At 55.4% G+C, this 14,979-nt stretch carries 14 protein-coding genes; 8 read left to right on the plus strand and 6 right to left on the minus strand.

Annotated features, from left to right (window positions below; genetic code table 11):
- Window positions 1-22 precede the first annotated feature (22 nt).
- Both mdh and PHI12_02410 read right to left on the minus strand, forming a co-directional pair.
- Window positions 23-946 (minus strand): malate dehydrogenase, encoded by a 924-nt coding sequence (mdh, locus tag PHI12_02405; GenBank protein ID MDD5509654.1) that lies wholly within the window; start codon window positions 944-946, stop codon window positions 23-25.
- A gap of 34 nt (window positions 947-980) precedes the next feature.
- Complete coding sequence (locus tag PHI12_02410; protein ID MDD5509655.1) at window positions 981-2,570, minus strand: carboxyl transferase domain-containing protein; 1,590 nt, start codon at window positions 2,568-2,570, stop codon at window positions 981-983.
- A gap of 213 nt (window positions 2,571-2,783) precedes the next feature.
- Here PHI12_02410 and PHI12_02415 point away from each other — a divergent pair, with 213 nt between their 5' ends.
- From PHI12_02415 to PHI12_02445, 7 genes are all read left to right on the plus strand, one after another.
- Window positions 2,784-3,959: a M20 family metallopeptidase gene (locus tag PHI12_02415; GenBank protein MDD5509656.1), complete on the plus strand. Its 1,176-nt coding sequence runs from the start codon at window positions 2,784-2,786 to the stop codon at window positions 3,957-3,959.
- A 1-nt stretch (window position 3,960) separates the two neighbouring features.
- The gene (gene trxB, locus PHI12_02420) at window positions 3,961-4,887 is read left to right on the plus strand and encodes a thioredoxin-disulfide reductase (GenBank protein ID MDD5509657.1); all 927 of its coding nucleotides are present in this window, start codon (window positions 3,961-3,963) and stop codon (window positions 4,885-4,887) included.
- Between the two features lie 81 nt (window positions 4,888-4,968).
- On the plus strand, window positions 4,969-5,562 hold the full coding sequence (rplI, locus tag PHI12_02425; protein ID MDD5509658.1) for a 50S ribosomal protein L9: 594 nt from the start codon (window positions 4,969-4,971) through the stop codon (window positions 5,560-5,562).
- A 1-nt stretch (window position 5,563) separates the two neighbouring features.
- Window positions 5,564-6,955, plus strand: coding sequence for a replicative DNA helicase (gene dnaB, locus PHI12_02430; GenBank protein ID MDD5509659.1), 1,392 nt, complete (start codon window positions 5,564-5,566; stop codon window positions 6,953-6,955).
- A complete protein-coding gene (locus PHI12_02435; GenBank protein ID MDD5509660.1) occupies window positions 6,952-7,665 on the plus strand; it encodes a DnaD domain protein in 714 nt (237 codons plus the stop codon). The genes dnaB and PHI12_02435 overlap by 4 nt, the downstream gene beginning before the upstream one ends.
- Window positions 7,583-8,989, plus strand: coding sequence for an ATP-binding protein (locus tag PHI12_02440; GenBank protein MDD5509661.1), 1,407 nt, complete (start codon window positions 7,583-7,585; stop codon window positions 8,987-8,989). Before PHI12_02435 ends, PHI12_02440 begins: the two co-directional genes overlap by 83 nt.
- 86 nt (window positions 8,990-9,075) lie before the next feature.
- Complete coding sequence (locus PHI12_02445; protein MDD5509662.1) at window positions 9,076-9,579, plus strand: HNH endonuclease; 504 nt, start codon at window positions 9,076-9,078, stop codon at window positions 9,577-9,579.
- A gap of 24 nt (window positions 9,580-9,603) precedes the next feature.
- Here the strand turns inward: PHI12_02445 and PHI12_02450 are convergent, their stop codons facing one another.
- From PHI12_02450 to recN, 4 genes are read right to left on the minus strand one after another with little or no spacing between them, the layout of a single operon-like run.
- Window positions 9,604-10,443, minus strand: coding sequence for a stage 0 sporulation family protein (locus tag PHI12_02450; protein ID MDD5509663.1), 840 nt, complete (start codon window positions 10,441-10,443; stop codon window positions 9,604-9,606).
- The gene (locus PHI12_02455; GenBank protein ID MDD5509664.1) at window positions 10,440-11,459 is read right to left on the minus strand and encodes a DNA polymerase III subunit delta' C-terminal domain-containing protein; all 1,020 of its coding nucleotides are present in this window, start codon (window positions 11,457-11,459) and stop codon (window positions 10,440-10,442) included. Before PHI12_02455 ends, PHI12_02450 begins: the two co-directional genes overlap by 4 nt.
- Before the next feature lie 9 nt (window positions 11,460-11,468).
- The gene (lysA, locus tag PHI12_02460; GenBank protein ID MDD5509665.1) at window positions 11,469-12,788 is read right to left on the minus strand and encodes a diaminopimelate decarboxylase; all 1,320 of its coding nucleotides are present in this window, start codon (window positions 12,786-12,788) and stop codon (window positions 11,469-11,471) included.
- A gap of 52 nt (window positions 12,789-12,840) precedes the next feature.
- On the minus strand, window positions 12,841-14,598 hold the full coding sequence (recN, locus tag PHI12_02465; protein ID MDD5509666.1) for a DNA repair protein RecN: 1,758 nt from the start codon (window positions 14,596-14,598) through the stop codon (window positions 12,841-12,843).
- A 236-nt stretch (window positions 14,599-14,834) separates the two neighbouring features.
- On the opposite strand from recN, the gene PHI12_02470 reads away from it, so the two are divergent.
- Window positions 14,835-14,966: a hypothetical protein gene (locus PHI12_02470; GenBank protein ID MDD5509667.1), complete on the plus strand. Its 132-nt coding sequence runs from the start codon at window positions 14,835-14,837 to the stop codon at window positions 14,964-14,966.
- Window positions 14,967-14,979 lie beyond the last annotated feature (13 nt).

Genomic DNA, 14,979 nt, shown 5'->3' on the forward strand with positions numbered 1-14,979 from the left:
CGGTACGGATGCCAACCCCCACTCACAACCCCATTACTTTTACCATCTCCCGCACCACATTAGCCGAAGCAGCCAGTGTCTCTCTCTCATCATCAGTCAGATCCAGCTCGACAACCTGTTCAATACCATCCCTGCCCAGTTTTACCGGCACGCCAATAGCAGTGTCCCTGAGACCGTATTCCCCCTCCAGACAGGTGGAGCAGGGTAGAATTTGCTTCTTATCCAGGACAACGGCATCTACCATATGAGCAATAGCCGCCGAGGGAGCAAAAGAGGCGCTACCCGTCTTCAGCAAGCCGACAATCTCAGCACCACCCTTGATAGAACGCTCTACCAGCCGGTCAACGATATCACCGGCCAGAAGCCTGGTTATCGGAATAGCATGGACGGTGGTCAATCTGGGAATGACCACCGCAGCATCGCCATGCTGACCCAGGATACAGGCGAATACATCCTCTACCGAGACGTTAAGCTCTTCGGCAATAAAGCTCCTCAACCGGCTGGTATCCAGGACTCCGGACAGTCCGAACACTCTGTTTCGAGACAGACCGCTGATATGCCTCACCAGATAGGTCATCGCATCCACCGGGTTAGTCGCTACGATGATAACAGGATCGAGAGAGTGACTCAACACCTTGCGAGTAACCTCGCTGACAATCTTCATATTGGTGAGCAGCAAATCATCACGGGTCATTCCCGGTTTACGGGCAACACCCGAGGTGATGACGACCACGTCAGAAGCAGCGGTTTCCTGATACTTGCTGGTGCCGATTATGCGGGTATCCAGGCCGGAGACAGGCAGTGACTCCAGGATGTCCAGCCCCTTACCCTCGGCCAACCCTTCGACAATATCCAGCAGTACTATATCAGCATAGCCTCTATCGGCAATACGCTGAGCACAGAGGGCACCGACATTACCCGCCCCGATAATACTGATCTTGTTCATCAATAACCTTCCCGGCTTTCGAACCGTGGAAAAATTATGTTGGAATTATACCATGCCGCTTTTTCGGCCGTTCCTCTACCTTACCGACTATCGTCTCCAGTGCCTTAATCAATCTGGGTCTGGTCTCCGCCGGCTCAATGACATCATCGATATGCAAGTTCTCGGCAGCCCGATAGGGATTAGCAAAGGTGGTACGATACTCCTTTATCTTCTCCTTAAGCAACGCCTGGGGATCATCGGCCTGCTCCAGCTCTTTACGGAATATTATCGCCGCCGCTCCTTCCGACCCCATCACCGCCAGCTCCGTGGTCGGCCAGCAGAATACAGTATCGGCGCCAAGGTCCTTACAGCACATGCCGATATAGGCTCCCCCGTATGCCTTCCTGATAGTAAGGGTAATCTTGGGCACCACCGCTTCCGAGTAGGCGTAGAGCATCTTAGCACCGTGCCGGATTATTCCTCCCCACTCCTGGTCGGTGCCGGGCAGATAGCCGGGAACATCGACCAAGTTGACCAGCGGGATGCCAAAAGCATCACAGAACCGGATAAAACGGGATGCCTTATCACAGGCATCAATATCCAGCACGCCCGCCTTCGACATCGGCTGCTGGGCGATGATACCCACCGTCCAACCGTTAAGCCGGGCAAAACAGGTGATGATATTGGTGGCAAAGAGGGGGAATATCTCAAAGTAGTTCTTCTTACCATCCGGACGCCGGTCGAATATCAGCTTGATGATCTTGTGCATATCATACGGCCTGCTGGGGTTAGCCGGAACGATATCAAAAAGGGCAGGTTCGCTGCGGTTGGGGTCATCACCCCAATCAACCCGTCTCGGTGCATCCCGGTTGCTGGAGGGCAGATAGTCAAGCAGCTCCTTGATACTCTCCAGGCATTCTACCTCACCGGCTTCAGAGCGGCAGGCGACCCCCGCCTTCTTCTGCGCTACAGTGGCGCCGCCAAGCTCCTCGTGGCTGACCTCCTCCCCCATAACCGCCTTGACTACCTGCGGGCCGGTAATATAGGCATAGCTGGTGCCATTGACCATGAAAACAAAATCCATCAGCGCCGGAGAGTATACGCCCCCACCGGCACAGGGACCCATGATGGCGCATATCTGCGGGATCACTCCGGAGAATATCGAGTTGCGAAAGAATATCTGGCCGTAGCCAGCCAGAGCATCCACGCCGTCCTGAATCCTGGCGCCCCCGGAGTCATTGATGCCGATGACGGGGCAACCTGCCTTAGCCGCGCTGTCGAGTATACGGCATATTTTAGCAGCGTGTATTTCGGAAAGACTCCCCCCCACCGAGGTAAAGTCCTGAGCATAGACGTACACCTTCCTGCCGTTAACCGTGCCGTAGCCGGTAATCACTCCATCGGCGGGTACCTTAATTTTGTCCATACCGAAGGCGGTACCCCTGTTAGTGGCAAACATCCCGATCTCACAGAAAGTCCCCTCATCAAGCAGCCGGGCAATTCGCTCGCGGGCGGTTAGCTTGCCCCGCTCTCTCTGCTTCTCGACATTTTTGCTCCCACCCATCTCCTCAATCTTCCGCCTCCGCTCCTTGAGGTCGGCAAGCAACTCATCCTTTATCTGTTCATCATTCGGCTTTTCTACCATTTCCCCTTAAACTCCGATAGTCCGATTAATGCCTTTATTTTTTATAATAAAAATCTACCCATCACTATATCATCATATGGAGAAAAATTATACTACATATCAAGCGTTCGATAAAGCGTAAAACCTAGCAATCCCGACCGTACTGGTCTATAATAATCACTGACCAAATCAATTAGAACGCTATCCTTAATTCACTATAAACAGGGAAAAGTTGTGGAAGCAGAAGAACTAAAGGCTCTGGTTATCAGTAAGGTAGACGCTCACAGCAGTCAGCTCAACGGGCTCAGTTCAAGTATTCACGCCCATCCCGAAACGTGCTTCAAGGAAACAAAAGCGGCCGCCTGGCTGGGCCAATACCTTACGGAAAACGGTTTCTCGATAAAAAAGGGGATCTGCGGGCTGCCGACCGCATTCCGTGCCAGTTATGGGCAGGGAAAACCGGCGATCGCGATACTGGCTGAATACGATGCGCTGCCCGGACTCGGGCATGCCTGTGGTCATAATCTCATCGCTGCCTGTGCTGTTGGAGCCGCGGTTGCCGTCCGGCCGGCCATCGACCGGTTGGGAGGGGAGATCATAGTTATCGGTACGCCGGCGGAAGAGACAGGCGGGGGTAAAATAATTATGGCCAATCAAGGAGCCTTCGCCGATGTGGATATTGCCATGATGGTACACCCGGGAGTACAGAACTACGCCGCCATCCAGGCCCTTGCCTGCCAGGTGCTGGAGGTTGAATTCCAGGGTAAGGCAGCCCACGCTGCCGCCAGGCCGGAAGCAGGCATCAACGCCCTGGAGGCAATGCTCCAGTCTTTCAACGCCATTAATTCACTGCGGCAGCACATCAGGGACAAGGCCCGCATCCACGGCATTATCACCGACGGCGGGCAGGCAGCCAACATCGTCCCCGACCACAGTGCCGCCACATTCATCGTGAGGGCAGAGGATGATGCCTACCTGGATGAACTAAAGCAGAAGCTAATCAACTGCTTTATCGGAGCAGCCACCGCCAGCGGCGCCCGCCTGAAATACCACTGGCAGGAGAACCCCTATGCCCCCATGCGCAACAATCTGACCCTGGCCCGATTATTTCAGCACAACATGGAGTCCCTGGGACGCAAGATGGGAAAAACCGGCTCAAACGATGCCGTTTTCAGCACCGATATGGGCAATGTCAGTCAACAGGTGCCGAGTATTCACCCCATGGTAGCCATCGCTCCGGAGGAAATATCGCTTCATTCTCCCCAGTTTGCCTCGGCCGCTGCTTCCGATGAAGGGAGCCGAGCTCTCCTTGACGCCGCCAAGGCACTGGCGATGACCGCCGTTGATTTACTGGCTAACCCGGCCAAGGTAGCCGAAGTTAAAGCGGAGTTTTGCCGGAAGGAGAAATAAGATGGGCAATTCAGTTCCGAATAGCTATGAAGCGATTATTATCGGCGGCGGTCCGGCGGGACTTACTGCCGGACTTTACACGGCAAGGGCAAGAATCAGCAGCCTGCTGATAGAAAAGGGGGCATTCGGGGGCCAGATGATAAATGCCGCGCGCCTGGACAACTACCCCGGTTTCCCGGAAGGCGTCAGCGGATTTGAACTGGCCGAGCTAATGCTCAAGCAAGCGACAAAATACGGCCTGGAGACCGTTATCGCCGAGGTTACCGGTCTAAAGATTAAGGGTGAAGAGAAAATAGTCGAGACCAGCGGCGGTACCTTCACCGCTAAGGCAGTGATTATCACCGGCGGTTCCAACCGGCGTAAGTTAGGGGTGCCGGGAGAGGAGCAGTTTACCGGCAAAGGGGTCTCCTACTGTGCCACCTGTGATGCCGCCTTCTTTAGAGGGCTGCCGGTAGCTTTAGTCGGCGGCGGTAACTCGGCAATTTCGGAAGCTTTGCACCTGGCAAAGTCTGCCTCCAGGGTTACCGTAATACACCGCCGCAACCAACTGCGTGCCACACCTATTCTACAGGAGAAAGCCTTTGCCGAGCCCAAAATAGACTTCCGTCTGGAGAGTATCGTAGAAAGCATCGAGGGTAAAGATTCCGTGCAACGGATCAGGCTTCACCAGATAAAGACCGGGGAGCAGTCTACTCTGGAGGTATCCGGCGTCTTCATCTCGATCGGTTTTATCCCCAATACCGGTTATCTGAAGGGTATTCTACCCCTGGCTAATGATGGTTCTATCATTACCAACAACAAGATGGAGACGGGAGTAGCCGGCATCTTTGCCGCCGGGGACATCCGTCAAAAGACGGAGTGGCAGGCGATAACCGCTGCCGGTGACGGAGCAACCGCTGCGATAAATGTAGAAAAATTCCTGAGCTGAGGGGTGAACGATGTTTCTACTTTATCGCCGGGTGAAGTATAATTACTAAAACGAACTGCAATTCAATAGAAAGGGAAGAATATGAAGGTTATTTTCCTAGAGGATGTACCCCACGTAGCCCGGTCCGGCGATATCAAGGAGGTAGCCGACGGCTACGCCAGAAACTTCCTTATCCCGAAGAAACTGGCGCTGACAGCCGACTCGGCTGCCATAAAACTGGCAGAAGTACGACGCCGTGCCAAGGCCAGACAGCAAGCTGAGACCGAAGCCGAACTACAAGAACTTGCCCGGCAGATAGACGGGAAAGAAATCACCCTGAAAGCACGGGTGGGAAGCAAGGATCGCCTGTATGGCTCGATTACCAGTGCCGATATCTCCGCCGAGATGGAGAAGAGTGAAGGAATAGTTATCGACAAGAAAAAGATAGACCTTGAGGAACACATCCACCAACTCGGCAGCTACGAGATAACCGTTAGATTGGGCAGTGAGATCACACCCAAAATAAAGGTTAAAGTGATAGAGGAAAAGATCGAGGAAGAGGCAGAGGCTAAGGTAGAAGCGAAGACAGAGAAGAAGGTAAAGAAGAAGGCGGAGAAGAAGACCAAGGAAGAGAAGGAAAACGGGGGAGGAGAAGAAGAGGCAGGGGAGAAGACAGGGGAAGAGGAGCCAGCATAGAGTGAACGGCGAGAAACTACCACCACGTGATACCGATGCTGAGGAAGCAGTAATCGGATCACTATTAATAGACGGCGCAGCAATCTACAAGATCGCCGTCCTGATCAAGCCGTCGGACTTTTATAGCGACAGAAACTCGCAGATATACGAGGCTTGCCTGTCGCTATACCAGCGCAGCGAAGCGATAAACCAGATTACAGTGGCCCAGGAGCTCGACCGCCAGGACAAGCTGGAGGCATGTGGCGGCAGCGCCTACTTAAGTCACCTGATATCTATAGTACCTACCTCACTGGATATCGAACACTACGCTCAAATTGTCTACCGGCTGTCGATAATGCGCCGCCTGATAGCTGCCAGCAACCAGATTGCAGCCATCGGCTATGAGGCTGACCCCGATGTTGACTCAAGCCTCAGTCGCGCCGAGGAGGTCCTATTCAAGATACGCCAGGGTCAGGACACCCGGGATCTGGTTCCTATCCGCCAGGTGCTGGACAAATACTTTGAGGCCACTGTCCCCGGGACAGCCGCTTCAGAAGGACAGCCTGAATACATACCTTATATCAAATCAAGCTTCACCGGTCTGGACGATTTCCTCAGCGGGTTCCAGCGCTCCGACCTGATAATTGCTGCCGGTAGACCCAGCATGGGTAAGACCAGCCTGGTCCTGAACATCGCTCGAAATGCCGCCGTGGAGCAGGGCGCCTGCGTGGCCATCTTCAGTCTGGAGATGTCACGAGAGTCGCTGGTACTCCGCCTGCTTTCCAGCGAGTCGGGAGTAAACCTGAGCCGGGTCCGTTTCGGGCTGCACGGCGAGGCGGAGGAAAGAAAGGTTATGGACGCTACGGGTATCCTCGCCGAGGCACCGATCTACATCGATGATTCCCCGCAGCTCCGGGTAGTAGAGATCAGGAGCAAGCTACGTCAGCTCTATCATGATCGAGGCGTTGATCTCGTGATCATTGACTACCTGCAGCTGATCCAGGGGGAGGGCAAAAGGGAAAACAGGGTCCAGGAAATCAGCTATATCACACGATATCTGAAGGGAATAGCCCGTGAGCTTAATGTGCCGGTGATAGCGGCATCCCAGCTCAGCCGGGCGGTGGAATGGCGGACTTCACACAGACCCCAGCTATCCGACCTGCGAGAGAGCGGCAGTATTGAGCAGGACGCCGATATCGTCCTCTTCATCTACCGGGACGAGGTACGCTATTCCAGCCAGCAGGAGTGGGAAGCGGAGCATCCCGGAGAAAAATACCCTCCTCCGGCCGAGGTCATCATTGCCAAGCACCGTAACGGCCCTACCGGACAGATAAACCTGCGCTTCGTCCCCCGACTGGCCAAGTTTGAGAATATTCCCGAAAATATTACCACCGCCGAGCCGAGCCTGTTATGAAGCAGTTTACCGGGTTTCCCCCCAGAATGCAGTACACCCCGATACCCAACCTCTTCTTCAGTACTCTTCTGCCTCAAATCAGTGATATGGCGGAGCTTAAGACGACCCTCCATATTCTCGCCGCTCTCTACCGCAAGAAGGGCTACCCTCGCTACGTAAGCTACCGGGAGCTAGCGGCCATCCCCAGTCTGATGCATAGCCTTACCGGCACGGCAGAACCGCCTGCAGAGGTACTGCGCAGGGCGCTGGCGATGGCAACCAGAAGAGAGACCATCCTTCATATAGCACTGGATAAAGACGGGGTAACCGAGGATATCTATTTCCTTAATACCGAGTCCGACAGAAAGACCATCAACATGATTAAGAACGGTGATCTCTCTCTGGGCAATCTCAGCACCGGGGGAAACAGCGATGCCCTGATTACGGAACGGTCCGACATCTTCACCCTGTATGAAGAGAACATCGGTATGCTCACCCCCTTGATTTCCGAAGAGCTGAGCCAGGCAGAGAAGCTATACCCCGCCGGATGGATAACGGATGCTATCAAAGAAGCCGCCTCCCTTAACAAACGGAGCTGGCGGTACATCTCAAGAATTCTGGAGCGCTGGCGTCAGGAAGGAAGGAGTGATGGAACACCTGGGCAAGATTCTAAGAAAACAGACCTGGACAGATACGTCAACCAGAAATACGGACACATGTTCCGGCGCTGAAGAAGCGGAAGCCGAACCAGGCTCAAACTGCCCTGTATGCAAAGGTGCCGGTTTTGTTCACCCGATTCTCTCCTCGGGAAAACCGGACTTCAGCCGGGTTATCCCCTGCCGCTGCGTAAAAGAATCGTTGACCAGAGAGCGCCAGACCCACCTGATAAAGTACAGCAACCTGGGGGCACTAACCCGCTTCACCTTCAGTACCCTGATCCCTGAAGGAAGGAGCGGCAACCCGGCAAACCAGGAACAATTCGCCCAGGCCTGCCAGGCCGCCCGTACCTTTGCCGGCGAACCCAGGGGATGGCTGATCCTGACCGGTCCCAGCGGCTGCGGCAAGACCCACCTGGCGGCGGCAATCGTTAATGAGCGCATCAGCCAGGGGCACCCCGCCTTCTTCATCTCCGCTCCCGACCTCCTCGACCGTCTGCGTTCCGCCTTCAACCCCGACAGCGAAATGCCTTATGACGAGTTCTTCGACCAGGTGCGCAATGCACCGCTGCTGGTCCTGGACGATTTGGGTGCCCAGACCAGTACCCCCTGGGCTAAAGAAAAACTGGAGCAGTTGCTGAACTACCGCTTCAACAGCGAGCTGCCCACCGTGATCATTCCTATCATCGCTATTGAACATCTCAACGACCGGATACGCACCCGTCTCACCGACCCCGATTTGTGCCGGACGTACGGCATCGAGGAAAAGGAAACTCCGTCGGAATATAGCTGGGCCCCCGAGTTCGAACTGCAAAAGAGCATGACCTTCGACACATTCGACCACGAGCGGCTTAACCTGCCCCGGGAGCAACGCGAGAACCTGAAACATGTCTTCGAGGGAGTCTTTCGATTCGCCCGCTCACCGGAGGGGTGGCTGATACTTCAAGGGGCCAACGGCTGCGGTAAGACCCACCTGGCGGCAGCCGTAGTTAACTACTGCTACCAGGCCAAAAAACCGGCCCTGTTTGTGGTGGTACCCGAGTTTCTCGACCACCTGCGTTCCGCCTTCAACCCGGAGAGCAGGGTTTCCTACGATCAGTTGTTCGAAAAGGTAAAGACAGCGCCGCTGCTCGTCCTGGACGACTTCGGGGAACAGACCACCACACCCTGGGCGCAGGAAAAGCTGTACCAGGTTATCAACTACCGCTATAACGCCAAGCTATCGACAGTAATCACCACCCGTCATACCATGGATGAAATCGACAGTCCGATTAGCTCACGCCTGGTAGATGCCAAGCTCAGCACGCCGTTTATTATTACCGTCCCCGATTACCGGAGTGACCGCCAGCCCGGCCCGAAGTCGAGACCCAGCGGCGGCAGGAAGGAACGCTGGGGCTAAGAACCCTAATCCGAACACAGGCTTGTATCACCGAAGGCTTTTTTATTAGAATAAGGGAGCCCACCTGTGGAAAGAAGCCTTAAGCTATGATAAACCGGTCGGTCCTGGTACTGAATCAGAATTATGAGCCGCTCAATATATGTCGAGTCCGACGGGCAATTGTGCTGGTTTATGAAGGTAGGGCTGAAATGCTGGAAGACGGCGCCGGTTTTATCCGCTCGATCGACCGTGAAATTCCCCTGCCCTCGGTAATCCGGTTATCCTACATCATCAAGCGTCCCCGACCGAAAAGAAGACTGACCCGACTGGAGATCTTCAACCGCGACCGATACATCTGCCAGTATTGCGGTAAGAAGACCCAGCAGCTTACTCTGGACCACGTTATTCCCCGCTACCGCGGCGGCGAGCAGACCTGGGAGAATGTGGTCAGCGCCTGTATTCCATGCAACCGGCGCAAGGCAGGACAAACCCCCAAAGAAGCCGGGATGAGCCTAATAAACTGTCCCCACCCTCCAAAGGACCGCCTTCCCTTCTACATCCCCCTGTCCCTGAAGACCCAGGTCCAGTGGCAGAAATACCTTCCTCAGTAAGACCTTAAAACCCGCTGGCTAACCTCAACCCTTTTTCTTCTGCGGTTTATGCGGTTGTTCCGCCTCGATAGTTACCTCATCGGCAGGCAGTTCAACAATCGCCCCGCTCTTTAGTTCCACCAATACCGTCTGCTTGAGCGGGTTGTTTCCGGTAACAACGGCAGCCCCGCTATTAGTCATTACCCGCTGACCCTTTTTGGGTAATTTCTCTCGCATAGCCCGGTAGAGCTCACCCTCATAACCCAAACAACACATCAAACGGCCGCAGGTACCCGATATCTTCATCGGATTAAGGGGCAGATCCTGATCCTTGGCCATCCTGATCGAAACAGGTTCAAATTCGGTCAAAAAACTGCTGCAGCACAGTTGACGTCCGCAGCGACCATAGCCGCCTATCAGCTTGGCTCCATCTCTGGGTCCCACCTGCCGCAGTTCCACCCGTACCTTCAACCGGCTGGTCAACTCCTTGACCAGCTCGCGAAAATCAACCCGCTCCGAAGCACTGAAGAAAAAGGTAAGGCGGTTGCCGGTAAGGCCGTACTCGGCAGCGAGTAACTTCATCGGCAGCTCCAGCTTCTCGATCAACTTACCGCATTCGGCCAGAGCTTCCGCGGTCTTTTGCTCCAATTCCTCGGCATGTTTGATATCTTCCGGCTCTGCCTTACGGACTACCGGCTTGAGCGGTTCCTTAACTTCGCTATCCAGCACCTGCCGGGGAGCAACAACTACCTGCCCCATCTCCAGGCCGCGAGCCGTCTTGACCACGACGTAGTCACTCACATTCAGATCAATACCAGCCGGGTCGAAATAATACATCTTCCCGGTCCTCTTAAAACGTATGCCGACAACATCGGCCATCCTCATACACCCCTTCCCGGTATACTCAGCATCAGCACCTCGAATACCAATTGCGGATTAGCGTTCTGCTTGAGCTGCCCGCCGGCCGACTGAATGGCAGTAATAAAGCCTTTTATTTCAGCCAGACTGTATTCCTCAGCCCGTTGCTCAAGTACAGCCGAAACATCAACATTAGTAATAGCCTCGGTACAACCAATCTTGACCAGAAGCAGGTCATGCCACCAGTCAAGCCAGAAGTCCAGAACATCCTGCACCGCCCCTCTATCTTTGCCGTACTGAGATGCCAGCTGGAGGGCATACTCAAGGCGTCCCCCATAACCGGCAGCATCGATAACACCGAGCAACTGTGCCATCCTTTCCGACCGCTCTTTCAGCCAGATATCATCGGGAGCAGCCAGCAACGCCCGGCCCAGGCAGCCGTGGCAAAGCCGGGCCAGCAGTCTGGCCTTCTCTTTCTCAACGGCCCAGCGGCTACTCAGTGCAGACTCCGCCGCACCAACCGCCAGCGGGAACAACTCCAACCGCTGGCAGCGGGAAACAACGGTAGCCGGCAGCAGCTCCTCCCGGGCAGTCAGCAGGAGAAAAACCACATTCTCCTGGGGTTCCTCCAGGGTCTTCAAAAGACAGTTGGCGGCTTCATTCGACAGCAGCTCAGCCCTCTCGATAATAAACACTTTGTACCTGCCTTCGAACGGCGGCAGAGAGGCCGAGTGCTGCATGTGTCGAATCCGGTCAATGCCGATTTCCGTCTGAGACCTGTCCTCCGGCGGGTCATCAGCTCCGGCCAATCCGATGATCTGCACATCGGCATGCTTACCCGAGGCTATTCTCCGGCAGGAAGTACATTCTCCGCAGGGGACGGCGGCGGAATCACAGTTTATTGCCTTAGCCAGGTCCAGAGCCAGCGTCATTTTACCGACATGGGGAGGGCCCACTAGAAGGTAGGCATGTGCCAGGGTCTTCTTATCCAGACTACGCTCCAGCAAGGAGACGGCACTATCCTGACCAACTACCTGCCACATTTTGAAATCTCACCCTGCCTTCCAGTCCAAATCACAGCCGGTCAGATCGCTGAAAGTCTCCCGCCGCCGGATAAGGCGGGCTTTGCCGTCCCCGATTAAAACAACAGCCGGCTTAAGTGAGGCATTGTAGTTGCTGGCCATCGGCAGGCAATAAGCGCCGCAGCAGGGTAAAGCAATAATGTCACCGCTCGAGAGGGAAGGCATCACGATATCCCTGATTAATACATCGCCCGACTCGCAAAACTTGCCGGCGATAGTAACCTTCCCCGATTCCTCGGCATTCATCCGATTAGCCGCCACCGCCTCATACCTGGCCTCATAAAGGGCGGGGCGGATATTGTCTCCCATCCCGCCATCCACCGCAACATAGCGCCTGATACCGGGGATATCCTTAACGGCGCCGACCTTATACAGCGCCACTCCGGACCTTCCCACGATAGCCCTGCCCGGCTCAACGATAAGCCGGGGCAACGCCAGACCCAGCTTACGACACCTGGTAATAATCCTGGACGCTATCGCCTCGGCGTAATGTGAGACCGGCGGGGCCGGCTTATCCATGGTATACCGGATAGCATACCCACCCCCGATATTCAGTTCGCTGATTTTGAAGCCATACCTCTCTCCCATTGCAGCCGCGAAGTCCAGGACGACATCGACAGCACGAAGGTACGGCTCCACCTCGAAGATGAGAGACCCGATATGAGAGTGCAGACCGACAAGGTTAAGGCCGGGCGATAACATCGCCTGCGCTACCGCCTCTTCCGCTCTGGGCAAGGGGAAGCCGAACTTACTGTCGATAATACCCGTGGAAATGTACCGGTGAGTATGGGGGTCAACGCCGGGCAGAAGCCGCAGCAGTATATCGGGCTTCAGGCCCCGCTTTCCGGCTATCTCCTCAAGCATCTTAAGCTCATGTAAGTTGTCCACCACGATGCGGCCGACACCCAGCTCAAGCGCCTGCTCGAGCTCCTCAGCCGACTTGTTGTTGCCGTGGAAGTAGACCCTGTCCGGAGGAAAGTCGGCCGATCGGGCAATCGCCAGCTCGCCGGCGGAGACCACATCCAGCCCCAACCCCTCCTCGGCAAAGATAGCCGCCAGGGTCCTGTTGATAAAGGCCTTGCAGGCGTAGACAACCGTGGTATCAGAATAAAACCGGCCGAACCCGCTCCTGAACTCAGCACAGCTGGCGCGCAGGTTGGATTCATCGAAGAGATAGAGAGGCGTGCCGAATTCAGCCGCCAGCCCGACGGTGTCGCAACCACCAATCGAGAGATGACCCGCCTCATTTATCCGGGAGCTGATTGGAAACAGCGGTAATCTTGATAACATTTCCACTCAATGTTACCAGCGCACCGGGGGGAAGTCAATTTGGCGGAATAGCTCAGACCTTTTTGCCGGGACGCTCTTTCCAGAGCGCCGCTCTCTGTATCAGTTCACGGGCGTTTTCTCGAGCGGTTTCGCTGTACTGAGGGCCGGACAGCATAGCGGCAAGCTCCTCGACCCGCGCATTACCCTCAAGAACATCCAACCTGCTCATGGTCCGGGTCCCGGAAACCTCCTTGTGAACACTGTAGTGAGCATCGGCGAAAGCGGCTATCTGGGGAAGGTGGGTAACACAAATCACCTGGTGATTACGAGACAGATTCCAGAGTTTCTTGCCGATTACCTCGCCGCTTCTGCCGCCGACACCGATATCGATTTCATCGAAAATAAGCACCGGGATGTTGTCGGCACCGGTAAGAGCGCTCTTCAAAGCTAAGGCGAAGCGGGAGATTTCCCCGGTGGAAGCAATCCTGGTCAGCGGCTTCAGGGGTTCTCCGGGATTGGTCGCGGCGACGAACTCTACGACATCGACCCCGTTATTACCATAGGCATAGCTGCCTCCATCAGGGGAAGGAATCCCCTCCGGATCCGGCTCCCTGGTGACAGCTACCTCAAATTTAACCTGTGCCATATTCAAATCCTGAAGCTCCCTTTCCACTTCAGTCACCAACTTCTCCGCCGCCCGGGAGCGTTTCCGGGAAAGCTCGGAGGCCATCCGCCCCATCTCCTCCCTGAGACAAGAGCAGGTCTCGATAAGAGCGATCTTCCTTTCTCCGGAGTGAGAGATTTCTGCCATCTCCCGCCCCGCTTTCTCCCGGTAATCCAGTATTTCCGGGACAGACTGCCCGTACTTTCTCTTCAGGCCTCGGATCAGCTCCAGCCTCGTTTCTATCTCTTCCAACCGTTTCGGGTCATATTCCAGGCGTTCGCCATAAGCACGGATGTCCCGGGCTGCCTCCTCAAGCCCGTACAGGCTCTCCTCCAGGAAATCAAGCTGCTGCTTCAGAGCGGGGTCCAGGCTAACGAGCTTCTTTACCGCCCGGACCGCCTCGCCCAACTTCTCCAGAACCGGCGCGGCAGAACCAGCGGCATCTCCGCCAGACAATGCCTGGTAGGCTTCGAAGGACAGCGCCTTTAGCTGCTCGCTGGAAGCCAGGATATTACGCTCCCCCTGCAATGCCTCTTCCTCACCCTCGCGCAGCTCCGCCCGCTCTATCTCATCCAGTTGAAAGCGCAGGAACTCCTCGCGGCGGGCGCGTTCTTTTTCCTCATCGACCAAGAGGCGGAGCTCTTCTTCCGCCTTATGGAGCTCCAGGGCTTTAGCAGCGAAACTCCGGCACAGGTCCAGGGTATGACCGTAACAATCGAGAAGATAGCGATGGTAACCCTTATCCAGCAGGGAAAGGTGCTCGCTCTGACCGTGGATATCAACCAGCAGGCTGCCGATCTGGTTGAGCAGCCCCCTTGCTACCGCATATCCGTTCACCCGAATAATGCCGCGACCCTGCCGGCGGGGCTCGCAATTGATAACCAGCGTCTCCTCATCAGCTTTCAGCCCTTTTTCAGCCAGGAGTTCTCTAAGAGGGGAAATACCGCCGCCTTGAGGCAGGGTAAAAACTCCCTCCAGGTGAGCCTTGTCGTCGCCGTAGCGTATCAGGTCTTCATCCAGCCTACCGGCCAGCAGCGCCTCCACGGCATCGATTATCAGTGACTTCCCCACTCCGGTCTCACCGGTAATGACGTTCAACCCCGGGCCCAGGGCCCAGTTTATGTCCTCGATAATACCGATACCTTTGACCCTTAACTGAAGTAACACCTGCACAACCCTCTCAAGTCTAGCGGCAAGGCCGGGGACATCCCGCTTCCGGTCACCGGCTTACGCAAGATTATAAACCCTCGCATCCCGGATGGCAAAAGACCGCTTCCGGTCACCGGCTGCCCCTCCTTCCTACCTGCTGTTGACAGCAATTTTATGCCTGAGATATTATTACCTGGGGCTGTGCCTTTCCCGTCCCGGCCCCCGAAACGCCGCCTTTCGACCCGGGGACTGATATGGAGCGTAAACCGCAGTACCTGCCGGGCTATGCCGTTACCGTAGAATTATATCCCGTGGTACTTCTCGATACCCTTGAAACTACGGTGCAGCGCCGCCGGCAGGATGGCAGCCGAGTAGCTAAAGAATAGGGGGTACAGAGAG

It is taken from the genome of Dehalococcoidales bacterium (assembly GCA_028716225.1).
Taxonomy (GTDB): Bacteria; Chloroflexota; Dehalococcoidia; order Dehalococcoidales; family UBA5760; genus UBA5760.